The sequence below is a fragment of the Pseudoclavibacter sp. 8L genome, assembly GCF_902506465.1.
Lineage (GTDB): Bacteria > Actinomycetota > Actinomycetes > Actinomycetales > Microbacteriaceae > Pseudoclavibacter.
Map to the genome: position 1 here is coordinate 1161870 of NZ_LR733185.1, position 24052 is coordinate 1185921.

Here is a 24052-nt window from a genome sequence, read left to right on the forward strand (position 1 = left end):
CGGTTGAGCGCCGACCTCTCGCAGGCACATCCCTGCCAACTTCCGTGATGGATGGGCGGGTTGGGCCGCGCTCGGAGCGATCCGAGGGCTCTCGTCCCGGAAGCTGGCCGGGCGGGGGAGTCAGCTGCGGGTGCTGAGCGCCGCTGCGAGCTCCCCAGATGTCGCGAGATCGTGCGCCGTCACGCACCCGTGCATCCCGGAGACGGCCGATCGCTCAGCGAGGAGTGCCGTGAGCTCAGCCGTCGCTCGAGACTGATTGCGGCCGCATGCGCTTCGCCGCTCACCCGTGCGCCGGTTGACCGCCGCGAGGGCCCACGAGTCGTCGCCGAGGGCTGGCGCCGCGCTGATCACGCTCGAGAGCTGGGGGATGGCGCCGACGACTGCCAGCGCTTGGGTCAAATGCCGCGAGCTCAGCGCCAGGTAGCTGCGGACCGCGTACCCGCCGGCCGGGCCGAGCAGGGTGTGGTCGGGGAAGTCGGCCCTCAGGTACCGCCGCCGTTTGCCGTCGCCGCCGAGCAGGGTTCGTCGCTCGCGGAAGTTTCTGATCGCCTCGGTCTCGGGTCTTGAGGCGATCTCTGAACCTGCGAGTGACTTCGTCCAGGCGACTGCCGCTGCGCCGTGCTTCTCGCCGGAACCGAGCATGATCCCGACATCGATCTCGTCTCCGGGCTTCGCGCCCAGTTCTCCGATGAGTGCCGTGCTGAGACCGGGTGCGAGGCCGGCACCGAGGACAACGGATGCGCGGGCGGAGTCTGCCGCGCATCGGAGCGCTGCGAGGTAGGACCCGGTTGCTGAGATATCGACGAGCGTGGCACCGCCGAGGTGCAGGGCGATCGCGGGGTTCTCGACGCCGGATGCGTTGATGATGACGTCGTGGTGCGGAGCGAGCTGGGCGAACCCGTGCACGTCTCGGCGGAGGTCGACGGTCACGGAGTGAGGGTGCCGCCGCCGGGCTGCCCGAGTCACTGCGTGCCCTGCGTTCTCGAGGAGCTCCGCGATGCTGGTGCCGACCGCACCGCTCGCCCCTATGACAAGCGCTCTCATGCGTTGGGCTCAATCTGCGGCCTGGCACGAACCGCAGCGTCAGGTTCTTGTCTGCGGCGGAGGACGCGGAGGTAGAGCTTCGTGAGCTGGGGGACCACCAGGTAGACGGCGAGCACGACGACGATGGCGGTGACCAGAGCGGTGGCGAGCAGGGCGGGCCAGGTGCTCGCAATCGAAGCCAGCAGCGCGCCGACGAGAGAGACGAGGGGGAAGATCGCGAGCCAGGTGAGGAAGGCGCGCTCGTGGACTGAGATCGGGGGCATGCGTACTCCAAACGTTCGGTTGGAGATTGAGCTTAGAAGCGGTGGGAGGTAAAAGCAACTAGTCGGTTGGAGTTGGTACCATTGCCCATGGCCTGGGACACGGAACGCACCAAGCAGCTGCTCCTGGAGTCGGCGACGAAGCATTTCAGCGATCGGGGCTTCGCGGGGGCCAGGATCGACGCGATAGCCAAGGAAGCCGGCGTCAACAAGGAGCGCATCTACCAGTACTTCGGCGACAAGCAGGCGCTCTTCGCGAGTGTCCTGCAGCATGCCCTGCTGCGCATCTTCGACGGGGCCGAACTCACCGGCCCCGGTCCCGAAGCCGTCGGCGCGTACGCGGCAGCACTCTTCGACCGGTACGGCGAGCATCCGGAGCTGCCGCGTCTCCTGGCGTGGGAGGGGCTCGAGACCGAAGGGGGTCCTGCGCTAGAGGAACGCATCGCGCGGTGCGCAGGCAAGGCTGAGGCCATTCGCTCGGCATGCCCCTGGCTGAGCGAAGCTGAGTCTCGGCACGTCCTCCTGAGCGTCGTCACACTCGTCAACGGCTGGTGGACGCTCCGGCAGCTCCACGGCATCATGCTGGACACGACGTCGGAGCACGTCGACCGCCGGTCCATCCTCGCCGCGCAGGTTGCTGCCCTCGCGCTCCCGGCGACACCCTCAGTGCCTCGGCCGGGCCAACTTGCGTGATGCATGCGTGTGGCCCGGCGTTTCAAAGTGCGTTCACGTCTCTTCGTCCCGGGAGTAGGTCACATCCTTCGGTGACGTCTCGAGCGGCGTACGTGGCTGCCGTCGGCGAGGAGAGCGAGCAGCGTGGCTTCGACGCGCGGCCACTGGAACATGATCTGCTCGTAGGTCAAGCGGAGGACTCGAAAGCCGAGCCTGTTCAGCACCAGGTCTCTCCGCCGATCGTTGCGCGAGTCCCACTCGGTCGCATGAAACTCCTTGGAGTCGCACTCGATGATGAGTCGATCGCCGACCAGGAGGTCCACATTGCCGACGCCAGCCACCGTGAACTGCGGATGGACGGCGAAGCCACGCAGCTGGAACCAGAGTCGGACGATGCTCTCGGTGCCAGATTGGCTCCGGGCATCCACGAACCTCAGCTTGGCCTGAGCTGAGAGCGGAACACGGGAGGCGACTGTTGTGAGTGCATCTCGAGTGGTGAGGCGCAGCTGCAACGCAGAGTCGGCCACGACGACAAGATCGCGCGTGGAGAGGCACGGGAGCGCACATTCCAGGGCGAGGTCGATGTCGTCGACTGCGTGCTTCTGTATCGGGCGCGCCTCGAGGACCGACGCGCGGTGTGTGACGAGGCTCCCGGAGTGCAAGCTCGGTGAGGTCGCGCGAGTTCGGCCCGGCGCGCTCGCGGCGATCCGGACGTGGGCCGCGGCGTGGGGCGGGGTCCAAGCCCCGAGGATCTTCAGCGCCGTGAGGCAGGTTGCTCGCGTGTGCCCCAGCACGGCTTCCACGACGGCGGATGACGCATCGGGCATGGCGTACCACCCCGGCGAAATCCTCCTGAAGGACTCACTTCTGAGCGATGCGTCGAGCTCGCGGCGTGTTCCGCCAGCCGCGTCCCACTCAGTCCGCGAGAAGACTCCACCGCTGGGCAGTGTGGGCGATCGGGTGGCTTTCCGGGCAGGCATGCGCCCATCACAACGAAGTTCGCCTGGCGAGGAGACCAGCAGCCTGCTGGCTGTGGGGATCGCCCTATCCACAGCCTCGGTGCTCCGAAGTGCGCGGTCAGCTTCCGGGATCAGCGTGGGCTGAGAGCCGCCTCCGCGTCCGCCGGGGGCGAATCATCACGGAAGTTGGCCAGCGGGAGCGGGAGCGGCAGTGGCGGAGGCGGAGGCGCGGGCCGCCCGCAGCGCGCGGCTCGGCGTGACCGGAGCGATCGGCTCGGATCAGTGGAAGATGATCGTGCGCTGCCCGTCGAGGAGCACGCGGTGCTCCGAGAACCACTTCACGGCCTGCGTGAGGGTGCGCGATTCCTCGTCCTGGCCTATGGCCATGAGCTCCTGGGGTGCCCGCGTGTGGTCGACGCGCACGACGTTCTGCTCGATGATCGGACCCTCGTCGAGGTCGCTGGTCACGAAGTGAGCGGTTGCGCCGATGAGCTTCACGCCACGCGCGTGCGCCTGCCGGTAGGGGTTCGCTCCCTTGAAGCCGGGGAGGAACGAGTGGTGGATGTTGATGGCTCGGCCCGCGAGCTCCGCGCACAGCTCGGGGGAGAGGATCTGCATGTAGCGAGCGAGCACGACCAGCTCGATCTGCTGCTCCTCCACGACCTGCAGGATGCGCGCTTCGAACGCCGCCTTCTCGTCGGGTCCGGTGACTGGCAGATACTCGAACGGCACCTCGTAGAACTCGGCGAGGCCCTTGAGGGCTTCGTTGTTGGCGAGCACTAGCGGCACGTCGATCTGCAGGTGGCCGGAGCGCTGACGGAAGAGGAGGTCGTTGACGCAGTGTCCGGCCTTGGTTGCGAGGACCAGGGTGCGGACGGGGCGGCCGGCGTTGTCGAGGGAGACCTCCGCGCTGAACCGCTCGGCGACGGGCTCGAGTCGAGCGAGGAGCTCCTCGCGGCTGGCGTCGGTGCGCACGTCCACGCGCATGAAGAAGCGACCGGTGTCGATCGAGGAGAACTGCTGGAGCTCCTCGATGTTGCCCGCGGAGTCGACGATGGCTCCCGTGACGGCGTGGACGATGCCTGGCTGGTCTGGGCAGTTGAGGGTGAGCACCCATCGAGTCGCTTCTGGAATCACGAGTTCAGGGTAGCCGTCTTGACGCCACCGTATAGAATCGGACGTGGTCGAGCGGATCGCTCGGCCCCCGGCGTGCCGGTATGCACGCAGTCGACTCCCTGACGAGGTTTCCCGCTCGTCCGGAGTGCGCCGTTCGGATCCTGCGAATGACTTCTCTCACTTCTTCTCCGCTGACGTCTGCCCCTCGGCTGCCGCTCGTCCCTCTCATCGCGCTCGCGTTCTCCACGTTCATCAGCGTCACGATCGAGATGCTCCCGACTGGGCTCCTCGAGCTCATGACGGTCGATCTGGGCGCGACTCGCGCGGAGATCGGCTGGCTGATGACCATCTTCGCGTTCACGGTCGTGTTGACGAGCACGCCGCTGACGGCACTCACGAAACGTGTTCCGCGGCATGCCCTCCTGGTCGTCGTGCTCGCGGTCTTCGCGATCGGCTCCATCGCGTCTGCGTTCGCTCCCACGTACGCGTGGCTCGTCGTGACGCGTGTCATCACCGGCCTCGCGCACGGTGTTTTCTGGGCGGTCGTCGCCTCGTACATCTCGCTCATCGCCCCGAAGGAGCTGCTCACGCGCGCGGTCTCGATCACGCTCGGCGGCGGGGCGATCGCGTATGTCCTCGGCGTTCCGATCGGCACGGCGCTGGGTCAGGCGTTCGGCTGGCGCTTCGCGTTCGGCTCGCTTGCGGTCATCACGCTGCTCGTCGCGGTGCTCCTCTGGTTCCTGCTGCCTCGGGTGAATCACCTCGACGACTCGTTCTACACGCGACCCATCGCTCTCCCGGACGACTCGGACGAGCCTGCGGCGCCGGTGAAGCGCGTTCGCTTCGCGCAACGTTCCCTGCTGACGGTGATCCTGCTCTGTGTCATCACGCTGATCACGATGACCGCCCAGTACGCGTTCTACTCGTACATCTCGCCGTACTCGCTCGACGTCATCGGCTTCCCGGTTGCGACGCTGAGCCTCGTGCTCTTCGCGTACGGCATCGCGTCGGCGGGTGGCACTGCGCTGGCCGGTGTCGTGTTCACATCGCGGCCGCGTGTGGGGCTGGCGACGGGCTACATCTTGATGCTCGTCGCGGTGACCCTGCTGCTCTTCGCGCACGACACGACAGTGGCGCTCATCGCGTTGGTCATCTGGGGTCTCGGGATGGGGGTGCTGCCGCCGCTGCTGCAGTCGCGCATCCTGAACGCAGCCCCCTCTCGCCACCGCGACCTGTCGAGCGCCCTGTACACGTCTGGCTTCAACTTCGGCATCGGTTCGGGCGCGCTGGTCGGCGGTCTGCTGCTGGATGCGGCAGGGCTCGTGGCGCTGCCCGTGTTCTTCATCGCGATGGTCGGGCTGGGGCTCGTGAGCGCTCTGGTGCTCGACGCGGTGCTGGCTAGGCGCCCGCTCCAGCAGTCGAGCTGAGCCCGGTCGAGCTGAGGTCGTCGGCGACCCGCTGCAGTCCGTCGCGGACGGCGGCGATCGTCGGCGATGCGGCGCTCGCCGTGCGGATGGATGTGAAGATCTCGCGTCGTGGGACCCCGCTCAGCGGCAGGAAGCGCACGTTGGGGGCGGCGTGCGCCCAAGTGAGGTCGTTGAGGATGCCCACCGCGTGCCCGGTCTCGATGAAGCGCATCTGCGCCTGCAGGTCGGCGGTCTCGTAGCGGACGTCTGGCTCGAAGCCGGCGACGCGGCACTGCTGCTCGCCCCAGTGGCGCGACGCGGAGCCCTGCGGTTCCATGACCCAGGCAAGGTCCCTGGTGTCGGCGAGCGTGGTCACGGGCGAGTCGACGGGCACGGCGAGGCGGAGGGCGTCGTCGGTGAGGAGGCGCTTGTCGAGGCCGGGGTGGTGCGGGGCGGCGTGGCCCGGGTACTGCTCCGCGACGACGACGTCGAAGTCGCCGGCGAAGGTGTCGAACAGCGCCGACTCCGGTTCGTGCTGCACCATCTCGATGCGGAGCCCTGGGTGCTCTTCGGCGAGCACGCGAAGCAGCGGCGGGATGAGGGTGAGTGCCGCGGATTGGAAGACGGCGAGGCGCACGGTGCCAACGGCGCTGGTGAAGGAGGCGAGCACTTCCTGCTCGGCGATCTCCAGGCGTTCGAGGATCTCGGCGGTGTGTCCGGCAAGGATCTCGGCCTGCTGGGTGAGCTGCACGCGCCGCCCGTGCTTGCGGAGGAGCTCGACGCCGAGCTCCGCTTCGAGGGCTGAGAGCTGCTGCGAGACGGCCGACGGTGAGAAGTTGAGGGCCTTGGCGACTTCGGCAAGGGTGCCGCGCAGCTGCACTTCGCGGAGGAGTCGGAGCTTGCGTACGTCGAGCATGGTCAATCATCACACGTGCTGATGAAAACGCGTCAATTTCCTTCACTTTACCTAACGGAAGTCCGGTGCTGATACTGGGTCACATGACCGCCACCGTGACGCCTGTCTTCCCCGCAGATTCCCTCACCGACCTCGCGCCGGAGGCAGTCGCACTCGTGCGCCGCTGGCTCACGGAGGCCGCCGAGATCCCGGTGGATGCATCCGCCGCTCAGCTCGCCGGAGTGCTCAAGGACCCGCGGGGGCTCGACTTCACGGTCGGCTTCGTCGACGGCGTCGTGCGCCCCGAGGACCTCAAGGTCGCGGCACGCAAGCTCGGCTCGATCGCCGACGAGGTGCCCGGCTTCCTGCCCTGGTACATGAAGAGCGCCGTGCGCGTCGGAGGCGCCGTGGCCCCGATCCTCCCCGGGGTTGTCGTGCCGGTGGCTCGCAAGGTACTCCGCGACATGGTCGGTCACCTCATCATCGATGCGACGGACGCGAAGCTGGGGCCGGCCATCGAGCAGATCCGAGGCAAGGGCGTCCGGCTCAACCTGAACCTGCTCGGCGAGGCCGTGCTGGGGAAGAAGGAGGCGGCCCGCCGCCTCGAGGGCACCACGAAACTGCTTGCGCGCGACGATGTCGACTACGTCTCGATCAAGGTCTCCTCGACGACGGCACCGCACCAGCCTTGGGCGTTCGAGGAAGCCGTCACCGACGTCGTCGAGGAGCTCACCCCCCTGTACCGCCTTGCCGTCGAGAGCCCGAACCGCAAGTTCATCAATCTCGACATGGAGGAGTACAAGGATCTCGAGATGACCATGGCGGTCTTCACGCGCATCCTGGACGCCCCTGAGTTCCTGAGCCTCGAGGCCGGCATCGTGCTCCAGGCTTACCTGCCAGACGCGCTCTCGGCGATGATTCGCCTGCAGGAATGGTCGGCTGAGCGCGTCGCCCGCGGCGGCGCCCCCATCAAGGTGCGCCTCGTGAAGGGCGCGAACCTGCCGATGGAGCGTGTCGAGGCGTCCCTGCACGGCTGGCCCCTCGCGACCTGGGGGACGAAGCAGGACTCCGACACGAGCTACAAGCGCGTGATCGACTACGCCCTCACTCCGGAGAGGGTGAAGAACGTGCGCGTCGGCGTCGCGGGCCACAACCTCTTCGATGTCGCCTTCTCCTGGCTGCTCGCGAAGCGCCGGGGAGCGACGGATGGCATCGAGTACGAGATGCTGCTCGGCATGGCGCAGAGCCAGGCTGAGGTCGTCAAGCGCGAGGTCGGCGGGCTCCTCCTCTACGTGCCGGTTGTGCACCCGCAGGAGTTCGATGTGGCCATCGCCTATCTCATCCGCCGCCTCGAGGAGGGCGCGAGCCAGGACAACTTCATGTCGGCGGTGTTCGAGCTGGCCGACAACGAGGAGCTGTTCGAGCGCGAGTCGCAGCGGTTCGTCGCCTCCCTCGATGCGCTCGACCGCGTCGTCCCTCCCAGCAACCGAGTGCAGGACCGCACTGCCGAGCCGGCGGTGCTGCCGGCCGACCGCTTCGAGGAGACGCCGGACACCGACCCGTCGCTCCCCGTGAACCAGGCTTGGGCGCGCGGCATCCGCGAGCGTGCGCAGGCTTCGGCCCTCGGCACCGAGACGATCGAGGCCAACACGGTCGGCACGCTCGGCGAACTGGACGCGCGGGTCACGCGTGCCGTCGCGGGCAGCCAGTCGTGGGGTGCGCTGTCCGGCGCGGCACGCGCGGAGGTGCTGCACCGGGCTGGTGACGCGCTGGAGCGTCGACGCGCGGACCTCATGGAGGTGGCGGCATCGGAGGCTGGGAAGACGCTCGACCAGTCGGACCCCGAGATCTCGGAGGCGATCGACTTCGCCCATTACTACGCGGAGCTCGCGCGCGGTCTCGACGTCGTCGACGGTGCGTCGTTCGTGCCGTCGAAGGTCATCGTGGTGACCCCGCCCTGGAACTTCCCCATCGCGATTCCCGCGGGGTCGACGCTCGCCGCGCTCGCGGCCGGCGCATCCGTCATCATCAAGCCCGCGCGGCCGGCAGCGCGCTGCGGCGCCCTCATGGTCGAGGCCCTCTGGGAGGCGGGAGTGCCGCGTGAGGTGCTGCAGTACGTGCAGTTCTCGGACCGTGAGCTGGGCAGCGAGCTCATCAAGAACCCCTCGGTCGATCGCGTCATCCTGACGGGCGGCATCGAGACCGCCGAGCTGTTCCGCTCGTTCCGCCCCGAGCTGCCGCTGCTCGCGGAGACGAGCGGCAAGAACGCCATCATCGTCACGCCGAGCGCCGATTACGACCTGGCTGCGAAGGACGTCGTCGCCTCGGCCTTCGGCCACGCCGGCCAGAAGTGCTCCGCATCGTCGCTCGTGGTGCTCGTCGGGCAGGCACAGCGCTCGCGCCGCTTCCGCGAGCAGCTCCTCGATGCGGTGCGCTCGCTCACGGTCGGCTACCCGTGGGATGCCGCATCGCAGATGGGGCCGATCATCACTCCGGCCTCGGGGAAGCTGCTCGACGGCCTCACGAATCTCGGGGCGGGGGAGCGGTGGGCAGTGGAGCCGAAGCAGCTCGACGACAGCGGCAAGCTCTGGAGCCCCGGAGTGCGGGTGGGCGTGGAGCGCGGTTCCGAGTTCCACCTCGTCGAGTACTTCGGCCCGATTCTCGGCATCATGACGGCCGACACGCTCGAGGAGGCGATCGAGATCGTCAACGAGGTCGACTACGGCCTGACGTCGGGAATCCACTCGCTCGACCGCGGTGAGGTCTCGCAGTGGCTCGACACCATCCAGGCGGGCAACCTCTACGTGAACCGTGGCATCACGGGCGCCATCGTGCAGCGTCAGCCGTTCGGTGGCTGGAAGAAGTCGGTTGTGGGATGCACGACCAAGGCGGGCGGGCCGAACTACCTCGTCGGTCTCGGCACGTGGCAGCGATCGGCCTCCGCACTCTCGGCGCCCATCGTCGACGCAGGGGCGCAGTCGCTGCTCGACGCGGCGAAGGCGGTCGCGAAGGCGCACCCCTCTGCGCTCTCCGACGCCGATACGGCGATGCTCGAGCGTGCGCTCGGCAGCGACGCGCACGCGTGGGCTGAGGAGTTCGGACGTGACCGCGACGTGCAGGCCCTCTACGCGGAGCGAAACGTGTTCCGCTACCTGACGTTCCCTGGGGAGATCGTCGTGCGCCTCTCCGAGGATGCCCGGGTCGCGGATCTCCTTCGGGTGATCTCTGCGGGTCTCGTCGCGAGCGCCCGTCTGCGCGTGTCGACGGGCGTCGCTCTGCCGTCCTCGGCGAAGGCCGCACTCGCTGGCGCCGGGGTGCCGATGCGGGCTGAGACCGATGCCGAGTTCCTCGGCTCGGCTGGCTCGCTGCATGCCGGTCGGATGCGCATGATCGGCGGCGATCCCGTGGCGCTGGCGCGAGCCGTGAATGGCCGCGTCGACCTCGCGATCTATTCGGGAGAGGTGACTGAGGCCGGCCGTGTCGAGCTGCTCCCGTTCTTGCGGGAGCAGGCGGTCTCCATTACCGCGCACCGTTTCGGAACGCCGAATGGGCTCACGGAAGGGCTTCTCTCACGCTGAACTGACGTCACTGAATTCGCCTCCAGTTCGACCGTCGGGTAATTCTCGGTATCCTGGCGTGAAGTTCAGGCGGTTGTTTTCGGGGGTATTCGGTGCTTGAGAGTTCGAGGCAGGATCTCAGTGCTTGGATCGCGAGGATCGCGCACACGGGGGAGCCGTTCGCGCATTTCTCGACGGAGGATCTCGTTTCCGGGGCGTTCCGGGAATTCCACGGGGAATCAGGGATCGCGGAATTCTTCGGCCTTTCGAGGGCGGGGAATTCCGCCGCGGCCGCCGCGTTCCACGCGTACACACTCGAAGCCTTCGTCGGCTCTGTGCATCTCTACGGAACGCTGCGAACCAGTTCCGGCGTCGAGCGCGGCGGGGAGGACTTCACTCGGGATGCGCACGAGAAGCTCATCGCGGTCGGCATGCTGCGGGGTTCGCTGAAGTATCGGAACGGAAAGCACACGGGGGTGCTGGGTCCAGGCGACGTGCTCGTCGTGAACTCAACGCATCCGCTTGTCACCGCGAGTATCGGCGTGGTCGAGACACTCGGCATGGCTGTCCCCATCCACGACATCTCGAAGGACTCGCGGGTCACGAGCGGACAGTGGCCGGTGCGTCTGCCCGAGAGCGCGCTCACGTCCGCCTTCCTGGCCTTCGTCGGGCGCTACCTCGTCGAGGACGCCACCGCGGAGGGGGGCGGGCAGGTGTCGTCGGGGCTTGCCGAGCCCGTGCTCTACGACCTGCTCCGTTCCGCCCTTCTGCAGGTCGTGCCGGCGACGATGACTCCGGCGCAGCAGTCGCTGCGGCTGCAGGCCGCCGTGCACGACCTCATCGAGAAGTACCACGTGCTCCAGGGCTTCGATGCGGACAGCATCGCGCGAGCCCTGCACATCAGTCGCCGCAAGCTGTACCGGGATCTCGCGGAGCACGGCGATGGTGTTGCCGGGCTCATCGCCGCGCGCAGAGTGAGATCTGCTGCCGCGATCCTCCTCGAGCAGCCGGCCATGTCGCTGAGCGAGGTGTCGGCGGCGGCGGGATTCGGGGACGCGACAACGATGCGGCGACATTTCCTCTCAAAACTCGGCGTGACACCCGCTGACTACCGCAGAGAGAACGCCTGACCGCGTAGCCTCATGCGTGCGGCTCCCGCAAGCATCTCGGCTCTGCGTCGAATGCAGAGAACCGCGATGAAGGATTCCCCCGCCGCCGATCAAAGGACGCCTCGTGGCTTCGTCGATTCACCGCCCCGCGCTGGTCACCGCCAAGATAGGGTTCGGTCTGCTTGCCTTTTCATCCATCGTCTCGGAGATAGCGACGATCGTGGAGCGCGGAACCTGGGTGCCCGATCAGTTCTTCGCCTACTTCACGATCGAGACGAACATCCTCGTGGTCCTCTCGCTGCTGATCAGCGGAGTCGCGACCGCTGCGAATGCACAGGGTGCGCGAATCAACGCCTTTCGCGCGGCAGTCGCGGTGTACATCCTCATCGTCGGCATCGGGTTCTCCCTGCTGCTCTCCGGCCTGAGTGACGTCGATTTCACGGCCGTGCCGTGGAACAACACCGTGCTGCACTACGCCATGCCAGTCGTCATGCTGATCGACCTCCTCATAGACCGGCCGACCAAGCGAATCCGCTTCGCCCCCGCTCTCATCTGGCTCATCTTCCCCGCCGGATACGCGGCGTTCTCGCTCATCCGCGGCAACCTCACCGGCTGGTACCCCTACCCGTTCCTGAACCCAACGAACCAGGGCTACGCGCCCGTCGTGCTGACCATCATCGGCCTCGTCGCACTCGGCCTGGCGCTGACCTGGCTCGTGACACTGCTCTCGCGGAGGCCAGCCAAGTCGCGGTAGACTTATGACGGCCGCGACTGGCGTTCAGGTGGGTCACCACCAGGGAGCGGCTCTTCGGGTTCTCGAGCCGTTCGCCTGGGCTCGCCGGTTCACGACCACATGTTCGCCGTGCCATCCGGTTTCCTGAAGGAGTCTTCGTGACCGATACGTTCAATGCCCCGCTGAGTGAAGTAGACCCTGAGATCGCTGCGGTTCTCGAGCAGGAGCTCGACCGCCAGCGCTCCACGCTCGAGATGATCGCCAGCGAGAACTTCGTTCCGCGCGCCGTCCTCGAGGCGACGGGTAGCGTTCTCACCAACAAGTACGCCGAGGGCTACCCCGGGCGTCGCTACTACGGCGGCTGCGAGGTCGTCGACGTGGCCGAGAACCTCGCCATCGAGCGCGCGAAGTCGCTGTTCGGCGCGGCCTTCGCGAACGTGCAGCCGCACTCCGGCGCGACGGCCAACGCCGCCGTCATGCACGCCCTCGCCCGTCCCGGCGACACGCTGCTCGGCCTGTCGCTCGACCACGGCGGACACCTCACGCACGGCATGAAGATCAACTTCTCCGGCCGCCTCTACAACATCGTCGCGTACGGCGTCGACGCAGAGACCTCGCAGATCGACATGGAGCAGGTGCGCGAGCTCGCACTCGAGCACAAGCCCAAGGTCATCGTCGCCGGCTGGTCGGCGTACCCGCGTCAGCTCGACTTCGCGAAGTTCCGCGAGATCGCCGACGAGGTGGGCGCCTACCTGTGGGTCGACATGGCGCACTTCGCCGGACTCGTCGCCGCAGGTCTGCACCCGAACCCGGTGCCCCACGCGCACGTCACGTCCAGCACGGTGCACAAGACCATCGGCGGACCGCGCTCCGGCTTCATCCTGACGAACGACGCCGACCTGGCCAAGAAGATCAACACCGCTGTCTTCCCCGGCCAGCAGGGTGGCCCGCTCATGCACGTCATCGCCGGCAAGGCCACCGCGTTCAAGCTCGCCGCGAGCGACGACTTCAAGGACCGCCAGGAGCGCACGCTGCGCGGCGCGAAGATCGTCGCCGACCGCCTCCAGCAGGCAGACGTGGCCGGGGCCGGCATCTCGGTCCGCTCGGGCGGAACCGACGTGCACCTCATCCTCGTCGACCTGCGCAACGCTGAGATCGACGGAAAGCAGGCCGAAGACCTCCTGCACGAGGTGGGCGTCACCGTCAACCGCAACGCGGTCCCCAATGACCCGCGCCCGCCGCTGGTCACGTCGGGTCTCCGGATCGGCACGCCCGCTCTCGCGACGCGCGGCTTCGGCGACGCCGAGTTCACCGAGGTCGCCGACGTCATCGCCCTCGCGCTCCTCCCCGACGCCGACGTGCCAGCTCTGCGAGCCCGCACCAAGGCGCTCGCCGACGCGTTCCCGCTCTACCCAGGCCTCGGCGAAGCATGACGGCTGCCTCACTCGACGGCAAGAAGGCTGCAGCCGAGATCAAGGCCGAGCTCCGTGAGCGCGTAGCCGCACTCGCTGAGCGCGGAGTCGTCCCCGGACTCGGCACGATCCTCGTCGGAGAAGACCCCGGCTCGAAGTGGTACGTAGCGGGCAAGCACCGCGACTGCGCTGAGGTCGGCATCGAGTCGATTCGTGTCGACCTCCCTACCGAGACCACGCAGGAAGAGCTCGAGGCGGAGATCGACCGCCTCAACGCCGACCCCGCGTGCACGGGCTACATCGTGCAGCTGCCGCTGCCGAAGCACATCGACCAGGACCGTGTGATCGAGCGCATCGACCCGTCGAAGGACGCGGACGGGCTGCATCCCACCAACCTGGGTCGTCTGGTGCTCAACGCCAACGACCCGATCACGACACCGCTGCCCTGCACGCCTCGCGGCGTGATCGAGCTGCTCCGCCGCAACGACATCTCGCTCAACGGCAAGCACGTGCTTGTCATCGGCCGTGGCGTGACGGTCGGCCGCTCGATCGGTCCGCTCCTCACGCGACGCGAGAACAACGCAACGGTCACGCTCACCCACACGGGCACGCCCGACATCGGGGCGCTCGCCCGTGAAGCTGACGTGATCGTGTCGGCTGCAGGTGTCGCCGGCATCGTGCGCCCCGAGTGGGTCAAGCCGGGCGCCGCGGTCCTCGACGTCGGCGTCAGCCGCATCGAAGACCCGGAGACGGGCAAGTCCAGAGTCGCGGGCGACGTCGACCCGGGAGTCTGGGACGTGGCCGCCTGGGTATCGCCGAACCCCGGCGGTGTCGGCCCCATGACGCGGGCGCTGCTCCTCGAGAACGTCGTCGAGCAGGCCGAGCGCCTGAACCCGGCGGTCTAACAACCGGTTTCGTGCCAAGGGTGCGGGCAGTTCATCGAACTGTCCGCACCCTTCTGCGTATCAACTTCTTCGCAACCCGCAGTCCGCCGCCATGAGCCACCAGCCATCAGAAGGTGAGCGCGTGTGCCGACTGGACCAAGTCAGTCGCGACCTGGGGCTCAGCCGTGCGGCTGAGACTGACGCTGCGCCGCGAACGAGGACACCAGCTGCTCGACGCGATCCGCAATGATGTCGCCACCGAACTCGGGGGGCGATGCGATGGTGCCGTCGGCCGCGAGGAGGATCGCCGCGGGGGTCGCGTGAGCCTCGAAGAACTCCGTGGCAGCCTTCGCGCCGAAGTACGTGTGGGGCAGCGCGCTCGGGTAGCTCTTCTTGATGGATGCGCGGCTCGACGAGGTGGCGACGATGATCTGTGCGTCGTCGCCCAGCCGCCGCGACCAGTCGCCGATCTGGCTGAGCACGGGCCCGCAGGAACCGCAGCCGACGCGGGCGAAGATGAGGATCGTCGTCTTCTGGGGGACGACGACGAGGTTGTAGAGCAGCTCCGGTGAGCCGTCCCCGGAGACGAGTTCGAGGTTGTGCGGGATAGCATCCCGGGCGGCGGGGTCGGAGATGAGGTCGGGGCCCTCGACGAGTTCGAAGTCCTGACCGACCGTCGCGTCGCGGGTCGCCGTCGGCGCGGAGACGGGTGGCTTCACGAGGCCAGCGATGATGCCGACGAGCGCGACGGTCGTGGTCGCGGCGAGCCACAGCCAGTCGTCGAGCGAGAAGAGCGCAAGCTGGGTCGGTACTCCGAGCGCCATGCCCGGGAGGAGCATCGCGAGGAGCGCTGCGAGTGTGAGGCCCGCGTTCCGCCAGATCGTGATCTGGCTGACCGGCTCGGTGCTGAGCGCCCCGAAGCAGTTGCAGTCGACGGCCTGTCGCTTGGCGACGCTGCGTGCCACCACGACCAGGTAGGTCGCCATGAGGGCGGCGGCGAGGGTGGCGGCGATCAGGTAGGCCGGTCCGCTGAGGAGCAGCAGCGCGGCTCCGAGGATGATCTCGCCCACCGGCAGCGCGACTGCGGTCCACGGCTTCCGGAGCGGGGCGGGGACGCCGAACGCGGCGAACGACTGCAGTGTGCGGGAGCGCTGGGGGAGCTTCAACGCGCCGCTGGCGATGAGGACGCAGGCGATCAGCGCGGGAAAGATCACGAAGGTGGGAAGCACTCGTTCATTATCGCCCTTGGGCGGCGCGTCGTCTCGTTGAGCTTGACCGGTGGCGCGGGGCCGTCGAAGATCGACGCATGCGCCTGAATTCCCTCGATGTGGTGCGCGGCTTCGCGATCTTCGCCATGATCATCGCCCACACGGTCGTGTTCCTGGACGACCGCGAACCGCGGGCCCTGCAGGTGCTCTTCCAGTTCCTGAACGACGCCGCGTCGCCGCTGTTCGCGCTGGTCATCGGCGTGACGGCCGGCTACCAGCTGCGGGATGCGGCACGGTGGGATTCCCGACGGAAGAGCTTCTTCGCGCTCTCGTGGGTCATCAAGGCGATCGTGCTCATCTTCGTGGGGCTGCTGCTGAGCATCAACTTCTCCGGCGTGCTCATCGTCTTGGATTTTCTGGGCATCATGATGCTAGTGGCGACGCCGTTCCTCTTTCTGCCGGCGGCCTGGTCGGCCGGGGCGGCGCTGCTCTTCCTCGCACTGGCGCCCATCGTGAACGAGGCAGCGCGGGACTGGGCGCTGACGTCCGCGTTCTCGCCGTCATCGATGTTCGACCCGACCGCCCTCCTGCTCGACTGGACGGTCCTCGGATCCGCGTATCGCCTCACGAACCTGCTGCCGATGTTGCTGATCGGGTTCCTCCTGGCCCGCTGGCAGCTCGGCAACCGGAGCCGAACGGCCTGGACGTTTGGCGGGGGAGCGGTGCTCCTCGGGGTGTCGCTGTTTGCGCGGCGGTGGGAGGAGATGGCGACCGGCGTCACCCAGTCGGGCTCCTACGGTGACGAGGCGCGGGACCTCGGGCTCGCGCTGCTCGCGTACGCGGGCATCCAGCTCCTCGGAGACTTCTCGGGCGAGCGCATGCGCACCTGGTTCGCCCGCCTGACGAGGCCGCTGGCCGACATGGGCACCATGGCGTTCACGGTCTACTGCCTACACGTGCTCATCCTCACGGCGATCTGGTCGCAGCTGCTCCTTGGCGAAGAGAACTGGCTCGCGGGCCCTGGTCTCGTCTACCGTCAACCGCAGGGCCTGCTCACGATGGTGGCCATCATGGTCGTGTGCATCTTGTTCGCGACGCTCTGGCGGCGCTACCTCGGGGTCGGGCCGCTCGAGCGGGCCATCGGGGTGCTCTCGCTCAGGCATCCCCCGGGAACATTGCTTGCAGTTCCTCCCGCCGCGACCACGCGAGTCGAACCAGCTCTTCGAGCACCTCGAGATTGAGCGACGAGAACCGCCCCACCCAGACGCAGCCCTTGCCGAACTTCGCCTTGCCGAGCCGCTCGAGGAGTCCCTCGGGGGCCCACATCTGGAGTCCGTAGATCGACATCGAGGCTTTGCGAGGCGCGAATCCGAGGATCATCGCCTCGCCGGAATGGCCGCTCTCGTACGTGTACCGATAGCGGCCGTAGCCGATCATCGTGGGACCCCACACGACGGCTTCCTCGCCCGTGACCCGATCCATGATCTCCTTCAGGACGCGCGCATCCTCGCGTCGCCCCGCGGGCTCTGCCTGATCGATGAGGAGATCGGGTGAGACGTCTGACGGCTTCGTCTTCGTATCTGCCATGACGAGAGTATGACCCCGGCCGCCGACAAATGGGGCCGCCTGAGCAGAGGTGAGGTCTCGTTTCGCGATAGGATTCCCCACGGTCGCCGCACGCCAGGCGACTGTGGGGCCTGTAGCTCAGTTGGCAGAGCATCGGACTTTTAATCCGCGGGTCGTGGGTTCGAGCCCCACCGGGCCCACCCTTCTCCCTGCTGGTCAACGATCGAACGCAGCGGCGCGTCGTTGTCGACCTCGCCGTCAAGGTGTGCCACAGGTAGCTCCACGACTCGTGCCACCTGGACTGCACGGTGGTTCTACCAGCGCCGACGCCCGCAATTTGCCACTGATGTTCGACTGCGTAGCGTCCAGTGCGCTGGTTATGTGCCGCCGGTTCATGGGCCGGCCAAGAACTGCTTGACGCTTCAAGGTCGAACCAACAGCCGATGAGACGCACACTCGCGGGTCAATATCTGGGTGGGTAACCAGTGATATCTGGAAGAGATGCGGCGCCTCGGATGTGAACGACATTCCCTGGAAGCTCACTGAGTGGGATCCCGTGACATTTGGCCAGGACGGGTACTGCCCCACCGCCTTGTTTCGGCTCAAGATTGCGGCGTGATCCCTCGGGGGCGGGGCCGAGCGAGTTCCTGATTGTTTGGCCGCGGCCCCAGCCAGGACTTCGGAATCTTGCGGCGCAGCCCATTCGTGGGTTCTTCGATGAGCTTCCACGATCCCCATGCCAGGGCCAGTGTTATCAGCAGTGAAAGCACGGCGGTGCCCCATGGCCCTAAGCCTCCGAGTCCGAGCAGGATGACGAACTGTTGGACTGGGAACGCCCAGATGTAGAGGCCGTAGGAGACGTCGTTCTTGACACCGATCCTGACCGGGAGGCGTCCACCCGCCCAGAGCATGAGGAACGCGAAGGGAAGCTGTCCGACCCAGATGGCAAGATCGAACGCGAACAGCAGCACCATGAGGACGGCGGCGATTGCGGCGAAGGAATTGCGCAGTCGCAGCTTCGGCCCGAGGAAGTAGAGCAGCATGCCGGCTGCGAAGAACGCGCCGAACCGCAGCAGGTTCAGGAAGAGGTTGGTTGTGACCTCGAGTGGCCCATGGGCGAGGATCTGGGCGGCAACGATGCCGACGAAGCCGATCGCGACGATGGGGAGCGCGTGTCGTCGCACCCACGCGAACGTGAGGAGCACCCCGGCTGCGATGTATGCCACGAACTCGAAGAAGAGGGTCCAGATCGATCCGTTCCACACATCTGGATACGGCGCGGTCGCGAGCGTTTCACCGACACCGAACTGCGACACCGAGAGCAGGAAGTTGTTGCCGACGTAACTGAGCGCGCTCCCGAGCTGCCACTGCCCGCCGCCTACGAAGGAAGCGAGTGGGGCGACAGCGAACGCGGTTAGTACGAGGACGGCCCAGTACGCGGGGAAGATGCGGAATGCTCGGTGCACCATGTACTCGCGGAAGCCAAGACGCATCTTCGATCCCGCGATGAGGTATCCGGAGATGGCGAAGAAGCCATTCACTGCCCAGGAGGCGAGTGGAATATCGGGCGCGTTTTCGTACCCGCCGATGATCCAGGTGTGCTCGAAAATCACCACGGCCGCGAGAACGAGGCGAACGAAGTTGAGCGCGTTCTCGCGCGTGGAGAGCGCATCGCGCAGTGTCGGAGTCACGGGACGCTGCTAACAGCGCTTCACAACTTCGGGCGACAATAAGGCGAATCGGTCGTGCGCTCCCGGTAATCGATGGGTTCCCGGTCTGAGCCGCAAACTACGGCTATGAGAAGGCGTACACCACAGGGAACCCGGGCCACATGTGGATCAGCGGATACGATGCTGGATTGCCTAACGGGAGTTATTCCTTGTCGTGCACCTACAAGATGGTTCCAAGCGGCAGCTAGATCAGCTGTGGGTCTCGGGGGCGCCTCCAACGCAACTTCAACGGCGGTGTTCGGTCCGGTGAAGGGGACGCAATGGACTGCGGGGGCAACTGTCTACACGGGGTCCGCTGCAAAAATCTCGGACTCAACAACGAAGTTCGTCCCCATGACACAAGGCTCTCCGCGAACCCTCACGTCAGTGATCGCCTCGAGTGGCGAACGACTATCGGCGACGATGACGTTCTGAATCCGGTTGGCGACTTCATCTTCAACCTCACCGAGGCAGGCTGGGCGGGGAAGCGGGGAAGCGGTGGAGATTGGTGTGTTGGTGCGGACCCGATCGTTCTTCACTTGGATGCCGTTTGAGGTGACGAGCCTCTGGAAACGTGACCCTGGACCGCACCGTCCGGGGGTCACATCTTCGGCCGCGCTGCGTGTGGACACCGGGCGCAAGCTCCTGGAGCAGTTCCGGATGCCCCCAAATCAGACCTCTTCCACCAGGTAGCCCGCGGCGAGGAGCCCAGAGCGCAGCTCCTCTCTGCTGGAAACCACCAACCCGTGGGCACCGAGGCGGTGGCGTGCTCGCTTGAGATGGGTTCGAACAGTGCCCGTCCCCAAGGCGAGGAGCTCAGCGATCTGTTGTGTTGTTGGTGCCGCACGGCTTGCGAAGAGCGCGGCGATCTGCAGCTCGCGATCTGTGAGCCCTGGGCGAGGGAAGTCGTTGGATGAACTCGGCGGGCTTGCGAGTGCGGCCCGGAGTGTCCCCAGGAATTGCTCCCAAGTCGTGGTCGTTCGGCGAGCCACGAAGGATGCGCCCTCGAGACGCAGCCGCGACTCGATAGTGGTGTCTTCGGAGTTCATCAACACTCCTACTCGAGTTCCCAGGCGGGTAATCGCTCGAACTTTCAGAACGGCAGGGACGTGATCGATTAACTCGGCGGAGAGCACGACCAGATCCGCGACCTCGGCGCGAGCTGCCGAGAAATTCACCCATGTCTTTGTTCGGACACCCACCTCCCAGTTGCTGTCGGATGCCTCAGGCGAGTGGCGCAACGCATCCCAAATATAAATACTCTCATCAATGACCTCAATCAGGGTCATTCGCAATACACTTCAGCATCGGTTCATTTATCCATTGAGATACCCGGGGGTTTGGGAAGATGCGGCTAGAGGGTCGAGTGGAAATCGAGGTCACTCCGCGCTGGCTTGTCTGCACTGACCAGCGACTCGAAGGTGAGTGCCTCGGGCAGGTGCTGAAACGGCGCATGCCTTTCTTGCGTGATCCACTGGTCGCAACCATGCCAGCTGTCGCCCTTGAAGGGCCTCCTGTCCACTTTGCAGTTGTGAGTTCGAGTTTCACGACCCAGAATGCTCTCCCTCGATTCATCCGTGAACTCTCGTCCCGCGGGACCAGGGTTCTTCTCTCTACGAAAAACAGCACTTCAAGTGCCGCAGATGCCGCGGCTCTCGCAGGTGCCGCCGCCATCTATGACACCAACGGGGGAGTAGGTGAGTTCCTCGATGCAGTCAGGTCCACGTTGGCGAATCCCAGCCCGAGTCCGGAGCCGATTGGCTCCACGTGGGGTGGCTCGGTCCCGGCGCGGAGCCTTGCACTCACCGTCGCTGAGCAGCGCGTCGTCGACACGCTCTTCACCCCTGGCGCAACCACCGCGTCTACTGCGCTCACGCTGGGTCTCAGCGTGCAAACCGTGCGCAATCACTTGACGAACATACGAGGGAAGCTCACTGGCACCCCGACAAGCAATCTCACATCACTTCGTTTCGCACTTATCGATGCTGGCTTGATCGACCATTACCCTAGGTCTACTAGTAGGAGTGGGGTAATGCGCGATCTGACGTAGGCGCAGGTGGTTTTCTTCAGGTGAGAAGGTTCACCTAGCGAAGGAAGCCCATGTCTGAGAATCAGGGTCCAACATCACCATCTCGGCGAAAGGTGATTCAAGGTGTGGCGTGGTCGGCACCAATCATCGCGACTGCCGTGGCCGCACCATTGGCGGCCGCGTCTGAGCGCTGGAATGTGGCGGTCGGTCAAGGGTGCCTCATTGGAATCGTCGGCCTCGATCTGCTTCCTGGATTCCGCATTACGGAGACCACCAACACACTGCCGCCCGCAACCCTGACGTTCACGCAGTCAATTGTCTACTCCGGTTCTTACAACTTCGTCTTTTCGGCCGGCGAGGGTGTCCAGCGCACTGCAGCGCAAGCGATCGGGACGACAAACCTCGGCCTGTACTTCGTCGCCGGAATCGTGAGTTCTCTTAGCAGCAATGCAACCGCGACCGCTTTCAGTGGAAGCTTGGCGAGCTCCACCTACCAGGAGACCGGTCGAGGTTCGAATGGTCTCGGCGGAACCCGAGTGGACTTCACGATGACCCGGAGCCGCACCATCACCGTCACGAATCTGGGTGCAGGTGGATCTGCCGGTATCGGCTACCTGATCAGCGCCGGCGTCACGCTTCCAGGAGCGTCTGTCCGGAACGTACTCACCGCCAACCCTGGTTCTGGGGGTCTCATCACCACGGACAACTCCGCGACACTCGACTGGGATCTCCTCAGCCTCGGCTGCTGACCAGGTCTTCGGTCTCCGACGCCGCGGCTGATGCACGCAGGCCGCCCTCGGGCGGACGCGGGCGAGTCCAGCTCGGGTCAGCCCGGCTTGCCGCGTGCCGTCTCGAGCGAGGGGACGCGTGGGTCGGAGGCCTGCCTGATGAAACATATGCACTGGTTTCCGCCGGGTTCTGGGGGAGAGTTGCTGCGCATTTTCGACCGGCACCACGACGGTAGGCATCAGGCTGTCGGAAGGCACTCCGGACGGAATGTTCTGGCGCACATCGGGCTGATTTGACCAGGCCCGGATCAGTCGAGCGACTCGGTGCCCGCTGTGGCCCAGCTCTTGCCGAGGACGGCGACCGCGTGAGTCCGGGCATAGCATGATCATCTCCGCGCTGGGGCTTCACGGCACGACAGTCAACCCACGCGGGGAGCAGGGGAGCACCTGAGGCATGGATACCTATGATCAGCGCGGCGCCCGAGGTGTCAGCCTGGCTGGCGATGCAGCCCTGGCCTGGTTCGCTCGCGGGCAGTGCGACGCCTTCCCACAAACTCTGCCGCTGCGCCTGCACGCCGACTACTCGCATGTGCACGGGTTCCTGATCACTCGTATCTGGCACACGCCGGTTCGTCTCGACCTGGTCGCGGACCCGGTGCCCGATGACCGATTGACCGTGATCGTCCCGGTAAGCGGAGTGCGAGTGCTGACGACTCGGAAGGGCCGCTTCGAGATCGCGCCCGGACAAGTCGTCCTCAGTCGGCGAAGGCAGATGCTCTCCTTGGAGACCAGCGCGCCCTCCTCAATGATCACGCTGGCCACGGATGCTGCGCGTCTGCCGGGGCTCAACCGCATCGACGCGCTCATGGATACCACGCTGACGGCGGATGCTGGCCTCGTGTCCGTCCTGGTCTCTGCCGTGAACGCCACGCTCAAAGCGCCCCAGGAGACAGAAAGCAACGCATTCGCACCCTGGCGACGCAGCCTCGAGTACATGCTCACCGCTGTCATCGACTCCACGCTCGATGAGCGCAGCAACCCCCTCGATCAACCCACCACGAGCATCCTCGAGCGCGCCTTGCGAGCCATCGACGACCGAGCGCACGATCCTGCCTTCGGCGTTGCCGCCCTCTGCGAGGACCTGCACGTCTCGTCCACCAGTCTGCACCGGGCCTTCAAGAACGTTGAGATGAGCCCAGGTGTGTATCTCCGAAACGTTCGGACAGGGCTCGCTGTCGATGTGCTCACCAGACAGGGCTCCCCGATTACCGAGTCGATGCTGCGCATGGTCGCGCCGGGGGTGGGCTTCGGAACGAGCCGATCACTGAGAAGAGCGCTGCAGGCCAACGAAGAGGGGCGACGGCTCATCAGCGGCACCGGCCAGCACCGCGAGGATGGGAAAGAAGCTCTCGAAGTGCATCCTGGTTCGAGCTGACGCGGTTGATCGCCGTGCAGCGTCGCCGACCGGCCATGCGACCTGCGATGTGAAGTGCATGCATACGCATTCAACGCGGTTGTAGCTTCAACAGGTCATAGACCCCCACCCTGCGCAGCGCGGGTGAGTGCGGATCCTGCCTCTGCCACGTCGTAGAGCACCCACTCCAGAACCCTGCTGCAGCGCCCCGTGGCCGTCACCGCAGCCTGAATCCGGAGCACCCATGTCATCCCGCACCCCTGAGCCCACGTCTTCCGCCTCGACCAGCCGCCGCACTGTCCTGAGCGCCGCGGCGTGGAGTGTTCCCGTCATTGCACTCGCGGTCGCCGCCCCTGCTCGTGCAGCGTCGACGCTCGCTCTGGTCCCGGGCATCAACGGATGGATCCAGTTCGGCTACCCGAACTCGAGCAGGGGGACCGCACGGGTCACCCTTGACGCCCGCGGTCGGTACCCGGAGCGAGGCCTCTGGATCAACGACACCACCCCGGCGACGAAGGTCACGGATATGCACCTCGCCTTCCACTTCCCGAGCGCCGCCGGCGACCTGTCGTTCGCGGAGGAAGGAACCTCGGCCTGGTCGCCGCTCGTGAAGGTCGGGACGATCGCGATCGACGGTGTGCGATACAACAGCTACCGCTCCGACTACACCGCGAAGCTCCCGCTCTCGCCTGGCCGGACGCTTATCCCCAACGATTTCTCCTTCCGATCCACCAGGAATGTCGCCTGGAGTGGAGCCCGTCCCTACATCGACCGGTTCGTCACCATCGATGGCACTGCGCAGTCCTTCCGGCGCCAGGTTGGCGGCAACGGTGACGTGCTCGCCACGGCGCCCTATGCCGGGACGCGGCAGACGCGGCTCTCGCAGGCCGAGGTGGCTCCTGTACCGGTCGATGGTGCCGTCGAGGATGCGGAGATCGCCAGCGTCCTGGCGTGATCTGAAGACGGTGGAGTTCGGGCCGGCGGAGTCGAGCGGGCGGAGACGAGCGGGCGGAGACGAGCGAGGATGGCTGGTTCGTCCCCGCGAACGGACGGGAACGAACCAGCGTCGAGCATCATCACGCCCCAACGTGATGCTGCTCGAACTCGGGCCTACTCCCCAAAGCGCCCGAGAGTTCACCGCAACGCTGTCGTTTGTCGCAGGTGCGTGGCCATTGTGGCGCGGAAGTGCCTGCGGAGCTGGGCCGGATCACATCCCATGTCGCATCGGCCCCGACAGGACCACCTGTGCGGACGACTCAGGATGGTCTGGCCGCGCAACTGCTCGCATCGAGCTTCGGGAGAGGTGCGTCGATACGTTGGCGTTCGAAGCGGGTCTGGCTGCCACGCACCA

General features: G+C 66.3%; 20 protein-coding genes, 1 tRNA gene and 1 riboswitch. Of the genes, 12 read left to right on the forward strand and 9 right to left on the reverse strand.

The window, feature by feature from the left end; genetic code table 11:
- Positions 1–120: 120 nt before the first annotated feature.
- Together GV007_RS05485 and GV007_RS05490 are read right to left on the reverse strand one after the other, a co-directional pair.
- Positions 121–1044 carry an NAD-dependent epimerase/dehydratase family protein gene (locus tag GV007_RS05485; RefSeq protein WP_160071304.1) on the reverse strand — a complete coding sequence of 308 codons (924 nt, stop codon included), beginning with the start codon at positions 1042–1044 and terminating at the stop codon, positions 121–123.
- Positions 1041–1307 carry a hypothetical protein gene (locus GV007_RS05490; protein WP_160071305.1) on the reverse strand — a complete coding sequence of 89 codons (267 nt, stop codon included), beginning with the start codon at positions 1305–1307 and terminating at the stop codon, positions 1041–1043. The genes GV007_RS05485 and GV007_RS05490 overlap by 4 nt, the downstream gene beginning before the upstream one ends.
- Positions 1308–1394: 87 nt before the next feature.
- Here GV007_RS05490 and GV007_RS05495 point away from each other — a divergent pair, with 87 nt between their 5' ends.
- Complete coding sequence (locus GV007_RS05495) at positions 1395–1997, forward strand: TetR/AcrR family transcriptional regulator (RefSeq protein WP_160071306.1); 603 nt, start codon at positions 1395–1397, stop codon at positions 1995–1997.
- 59 nt (positions 1998–2056) lie between these two features.
- Here GV007_RS05495 and GV007_RS05500 read toward each other — a convergent pair whose 3' ends face one another.
- On the reverse strand, positions 2057–2803 hold the full coding sequence (locus tag GV007_RS05500) for an endonuclease domain-containing protein (RefSeq protein WP_160071307.1): 747 nt from the start codon (positions 2801–2803) through the stop codon (positions 2057–2059).
- Positions 2804–3214: 411 nt separating this feature from the next.
- Positions 3215–4072 (reverse strand): formyltetrahydrofolate deformylase, encoded by an 858-nt coding sequence (gene purU / locus GV007_RS05505; protein ID WP_374953203.1) that lies wholly within the window; start codon positions 4070–4072, stop codon positions 3215–3217.
- A 146-nt stretch (positions 4073–4218) separates the two neighbouring features.
- Between purU and GV007_RS05510 the strand changes: the two genes are divergently transcribed.
- Positions 4219–5478 (forward strand): MFS transporter, encoded by a 1260-nt coding sequence (locus GV007_RS05510; RefSeq protein WP_160071308.1) that lies wholly within the window; start codon positions 4219–4221, stop codon positions 5476–5478.
- Here the strand turns inward: GV007_RS05510 and GV007_RS05515 are convergent.
- The gene (locus tag GV007_RS05515; RefSeq protein WP_160071309.1) at positions 5450–6373 is read right to left on the reverse strand and encodes a LysR family transcriptional regulator; all 924 of its coding nucleotides are present in this window, start codon (positions 6371–6373) and stop codon (positions 5450–5452) included. The two genes, GV007_RS05510 and GV007_RS05515, sit on opposite strands and share 29 nt — an antisense overlap.
- An 83-nt stretch (positions 6374–6456) precedes the next feature.
- On the opposite strand from GV007_RS05515, the gene GV007_RS05520 reads away from it, so the two are divergent.
- From GV007_RS05520 to GV007_RS05540, 5 genes are all read left to right on the forward strand, one after another.
- On the forward strand, positions 6457–9930 hold the full coding sequence (locus GV007_RS05520) for a proline dehydrogenase family protein (protein ID WP_160071310.1): 3474 nt from the start codon (positions 6457–6459) through the stop codon (positions 9928–9930).
- Between the two features lie 314 nt (positions 9931–10244).
- Entirely contained in the window at positions 10245–11039 is a 795-nt protein-coding gene (locus GV007_RS05525) for an AraC family transcriptional regulator (protein ID WP_160071311.1), read from the forward strand.
- A 103-nt stretch (positions 11040–11142) separates the two neighbouring features.
- On the forward strand, positions 11143–11772 hold the full coding sequence (locus tag GV007_RS05530; protein WP_160071312.1) for a Pr6Pr family membrane protein: 630 nt from the start codon (positions 11143–11145) through the stop codon (positions 11770–11772).
- 3 nt (positions 11773–11775) lie between these two features.
- Positions 11776–11860: riboswitch (ZMP/ZTP riboswitch) on the forward strand.
- A gap of 49 nt (positions 11861–11909) precedes the next feature.
- The gene (gene glyA / locus GV007_RS05535; RefSeq protein WP_160071313.1) at positions 11910–13184 is read left to right on the forward strand and encodes a serine hydroxymethyltransferase; all 1275 of its coding nucleotides are present in this window, start codon (positions 11910–11912) and stop codon (positions 13182–13184) included.
- Entirely contained in the window at positions 13181–14068 is an 888-nt protein-coding gene (locus GV007_RS05540; protein ID WP_160071314.1) for a bifunctional methylenetetrahydrofolate dehydrogenase/methenyltetrahydrofolate cyclohydrolase, read from the forward strand. The genes glyA and GV007_RS05540 overlap by 4 nt, the downstream gene beginning before the upstream one ends.
- 158 nt (positions 14069–14226) lie before the next feature.
- Here the strand turns inward: GV007_RS05540 and GV007_RS05545 are convergent, their stop codons facing one another.
- Complete coding sequence (locus GV007_RS05545) at positions 14227–15276, reverse strand: MauE/DoxX family redox-associated membrane protein (RefSeq protein WP_160071315.1); 1050 nt, start codon at positions 15274–15276, stop codon at positions 14227–14229.
- A gap of 77 nt (positions 15277–15353) precedes the next feature.
- On the opposite strand from GV007_RS05545, the gene GV007_RS05550 reads away from it, so the two are divergent.
- Entirely contained in the window at positions 15354–16496 is a 1143-nt protein-coding gene (locus GV007_RS05550; protein ID WP_160071316.1) for an acyltransferase family protein, read from the forward strand.
- Here GV007_RS05550 and GV007_RS05555 read toward each other — a convergent pair.
- Positions 16411–16842 carry a DUF1801 domain-containing protein gene (locus GV007_RS05555; RefSeq protein ID WP_160071317.1) on the reverse strand — a complete coding sequence of 144 codons (432 nt, stop codon included), beginning with the start codon at positions 16840–16842 and terminating at the stop codon, positions 16411–16413. The two genes, GV007_RS05550 and GV007_RS05555, sit on opposite strands and share 86 nt — an antisense overlap.
- A 106-nt stretch (positions 16843–16948) precedes the next feature.
- Here GV007_RS05555 and GV007_RS05560 point away from each other — a divergent pair.
- Positions 16949–17021 (forward strand) — tRNA-Lys (locus tag GV007_RS05560).
- A gap of 402 nt (positions 17022–17423) precedes the next feature.
- Here the strand turns inward: GV007_RS05560 and GV007_RS05565 are convergent.
- Positions 17424–18512 (reverse strand): acyltransferase family protein, encoded by a 1089-nt coding sequence (locus GV007_RS05565; protein ID WP_160071318.1) that lies wholly within the window; start codon positions 18510–18512, stop codon positions 17424–17426.
- 689 nt (positions 18513–19201) lie between these two features.
- Complete coding sequence (locus tag GV007_RS05570; RefSeq protein WP_160071319.1) at positions 19202–19819, reverse strand: helix-turn-helix transcriptional regulator; 618 nt, start codon at positions 19817–19819, stop codon at positions 19202–19204.
- An 811-nt stretch (positions 19820–20630) separates the two neighbouring features.
- Here GV007_RS05570 and GV007_RS05575 point away from each other — a divergent pair.
- From GV007_RS05575 to GV007_RS05585, 3 genes are all read left to right on the forward strand, one after another.
- Positions 20631–21308 carry a hypothetical protein gene (locus GV007_RS05575; RefSeq protein ID WP_104341362.1) on the forward strand — a complete coding sequence of 226 codons (678 nt, stop codon included), beginning with the start codon at positions 20631–20633 and terminating at the stop codon, positions 21306–21308.
- Between the two features lie 433 nt (positions 21309–21741).
- Positions 21742–22722 carry an AraC family transcriptional regulator gene (locus tag GV007_RS05580; RefSeq protein ID WP_160071320.1) on the forward strand — a complete coding sequence of 327 codons (981 nt, stop codon included), beginning with the start codon at positions 21742–21744 and terminating at the stop codon, positions 22720–22722.
- A gap of 223 nt (positions 22723–22945) precedes the next feature.
- Complete coding sequence (locus GV007_RS05585) at positions 22946–23656, forward strand: hypothetical protein (protein ID WP_160071321.1); 711 nt, start codon at positions 22946–22948, stop codon at positions 23654–23656.
- The last annotated feature ends 396 nt before the right edge of the window (positions 23657–24052 follow it).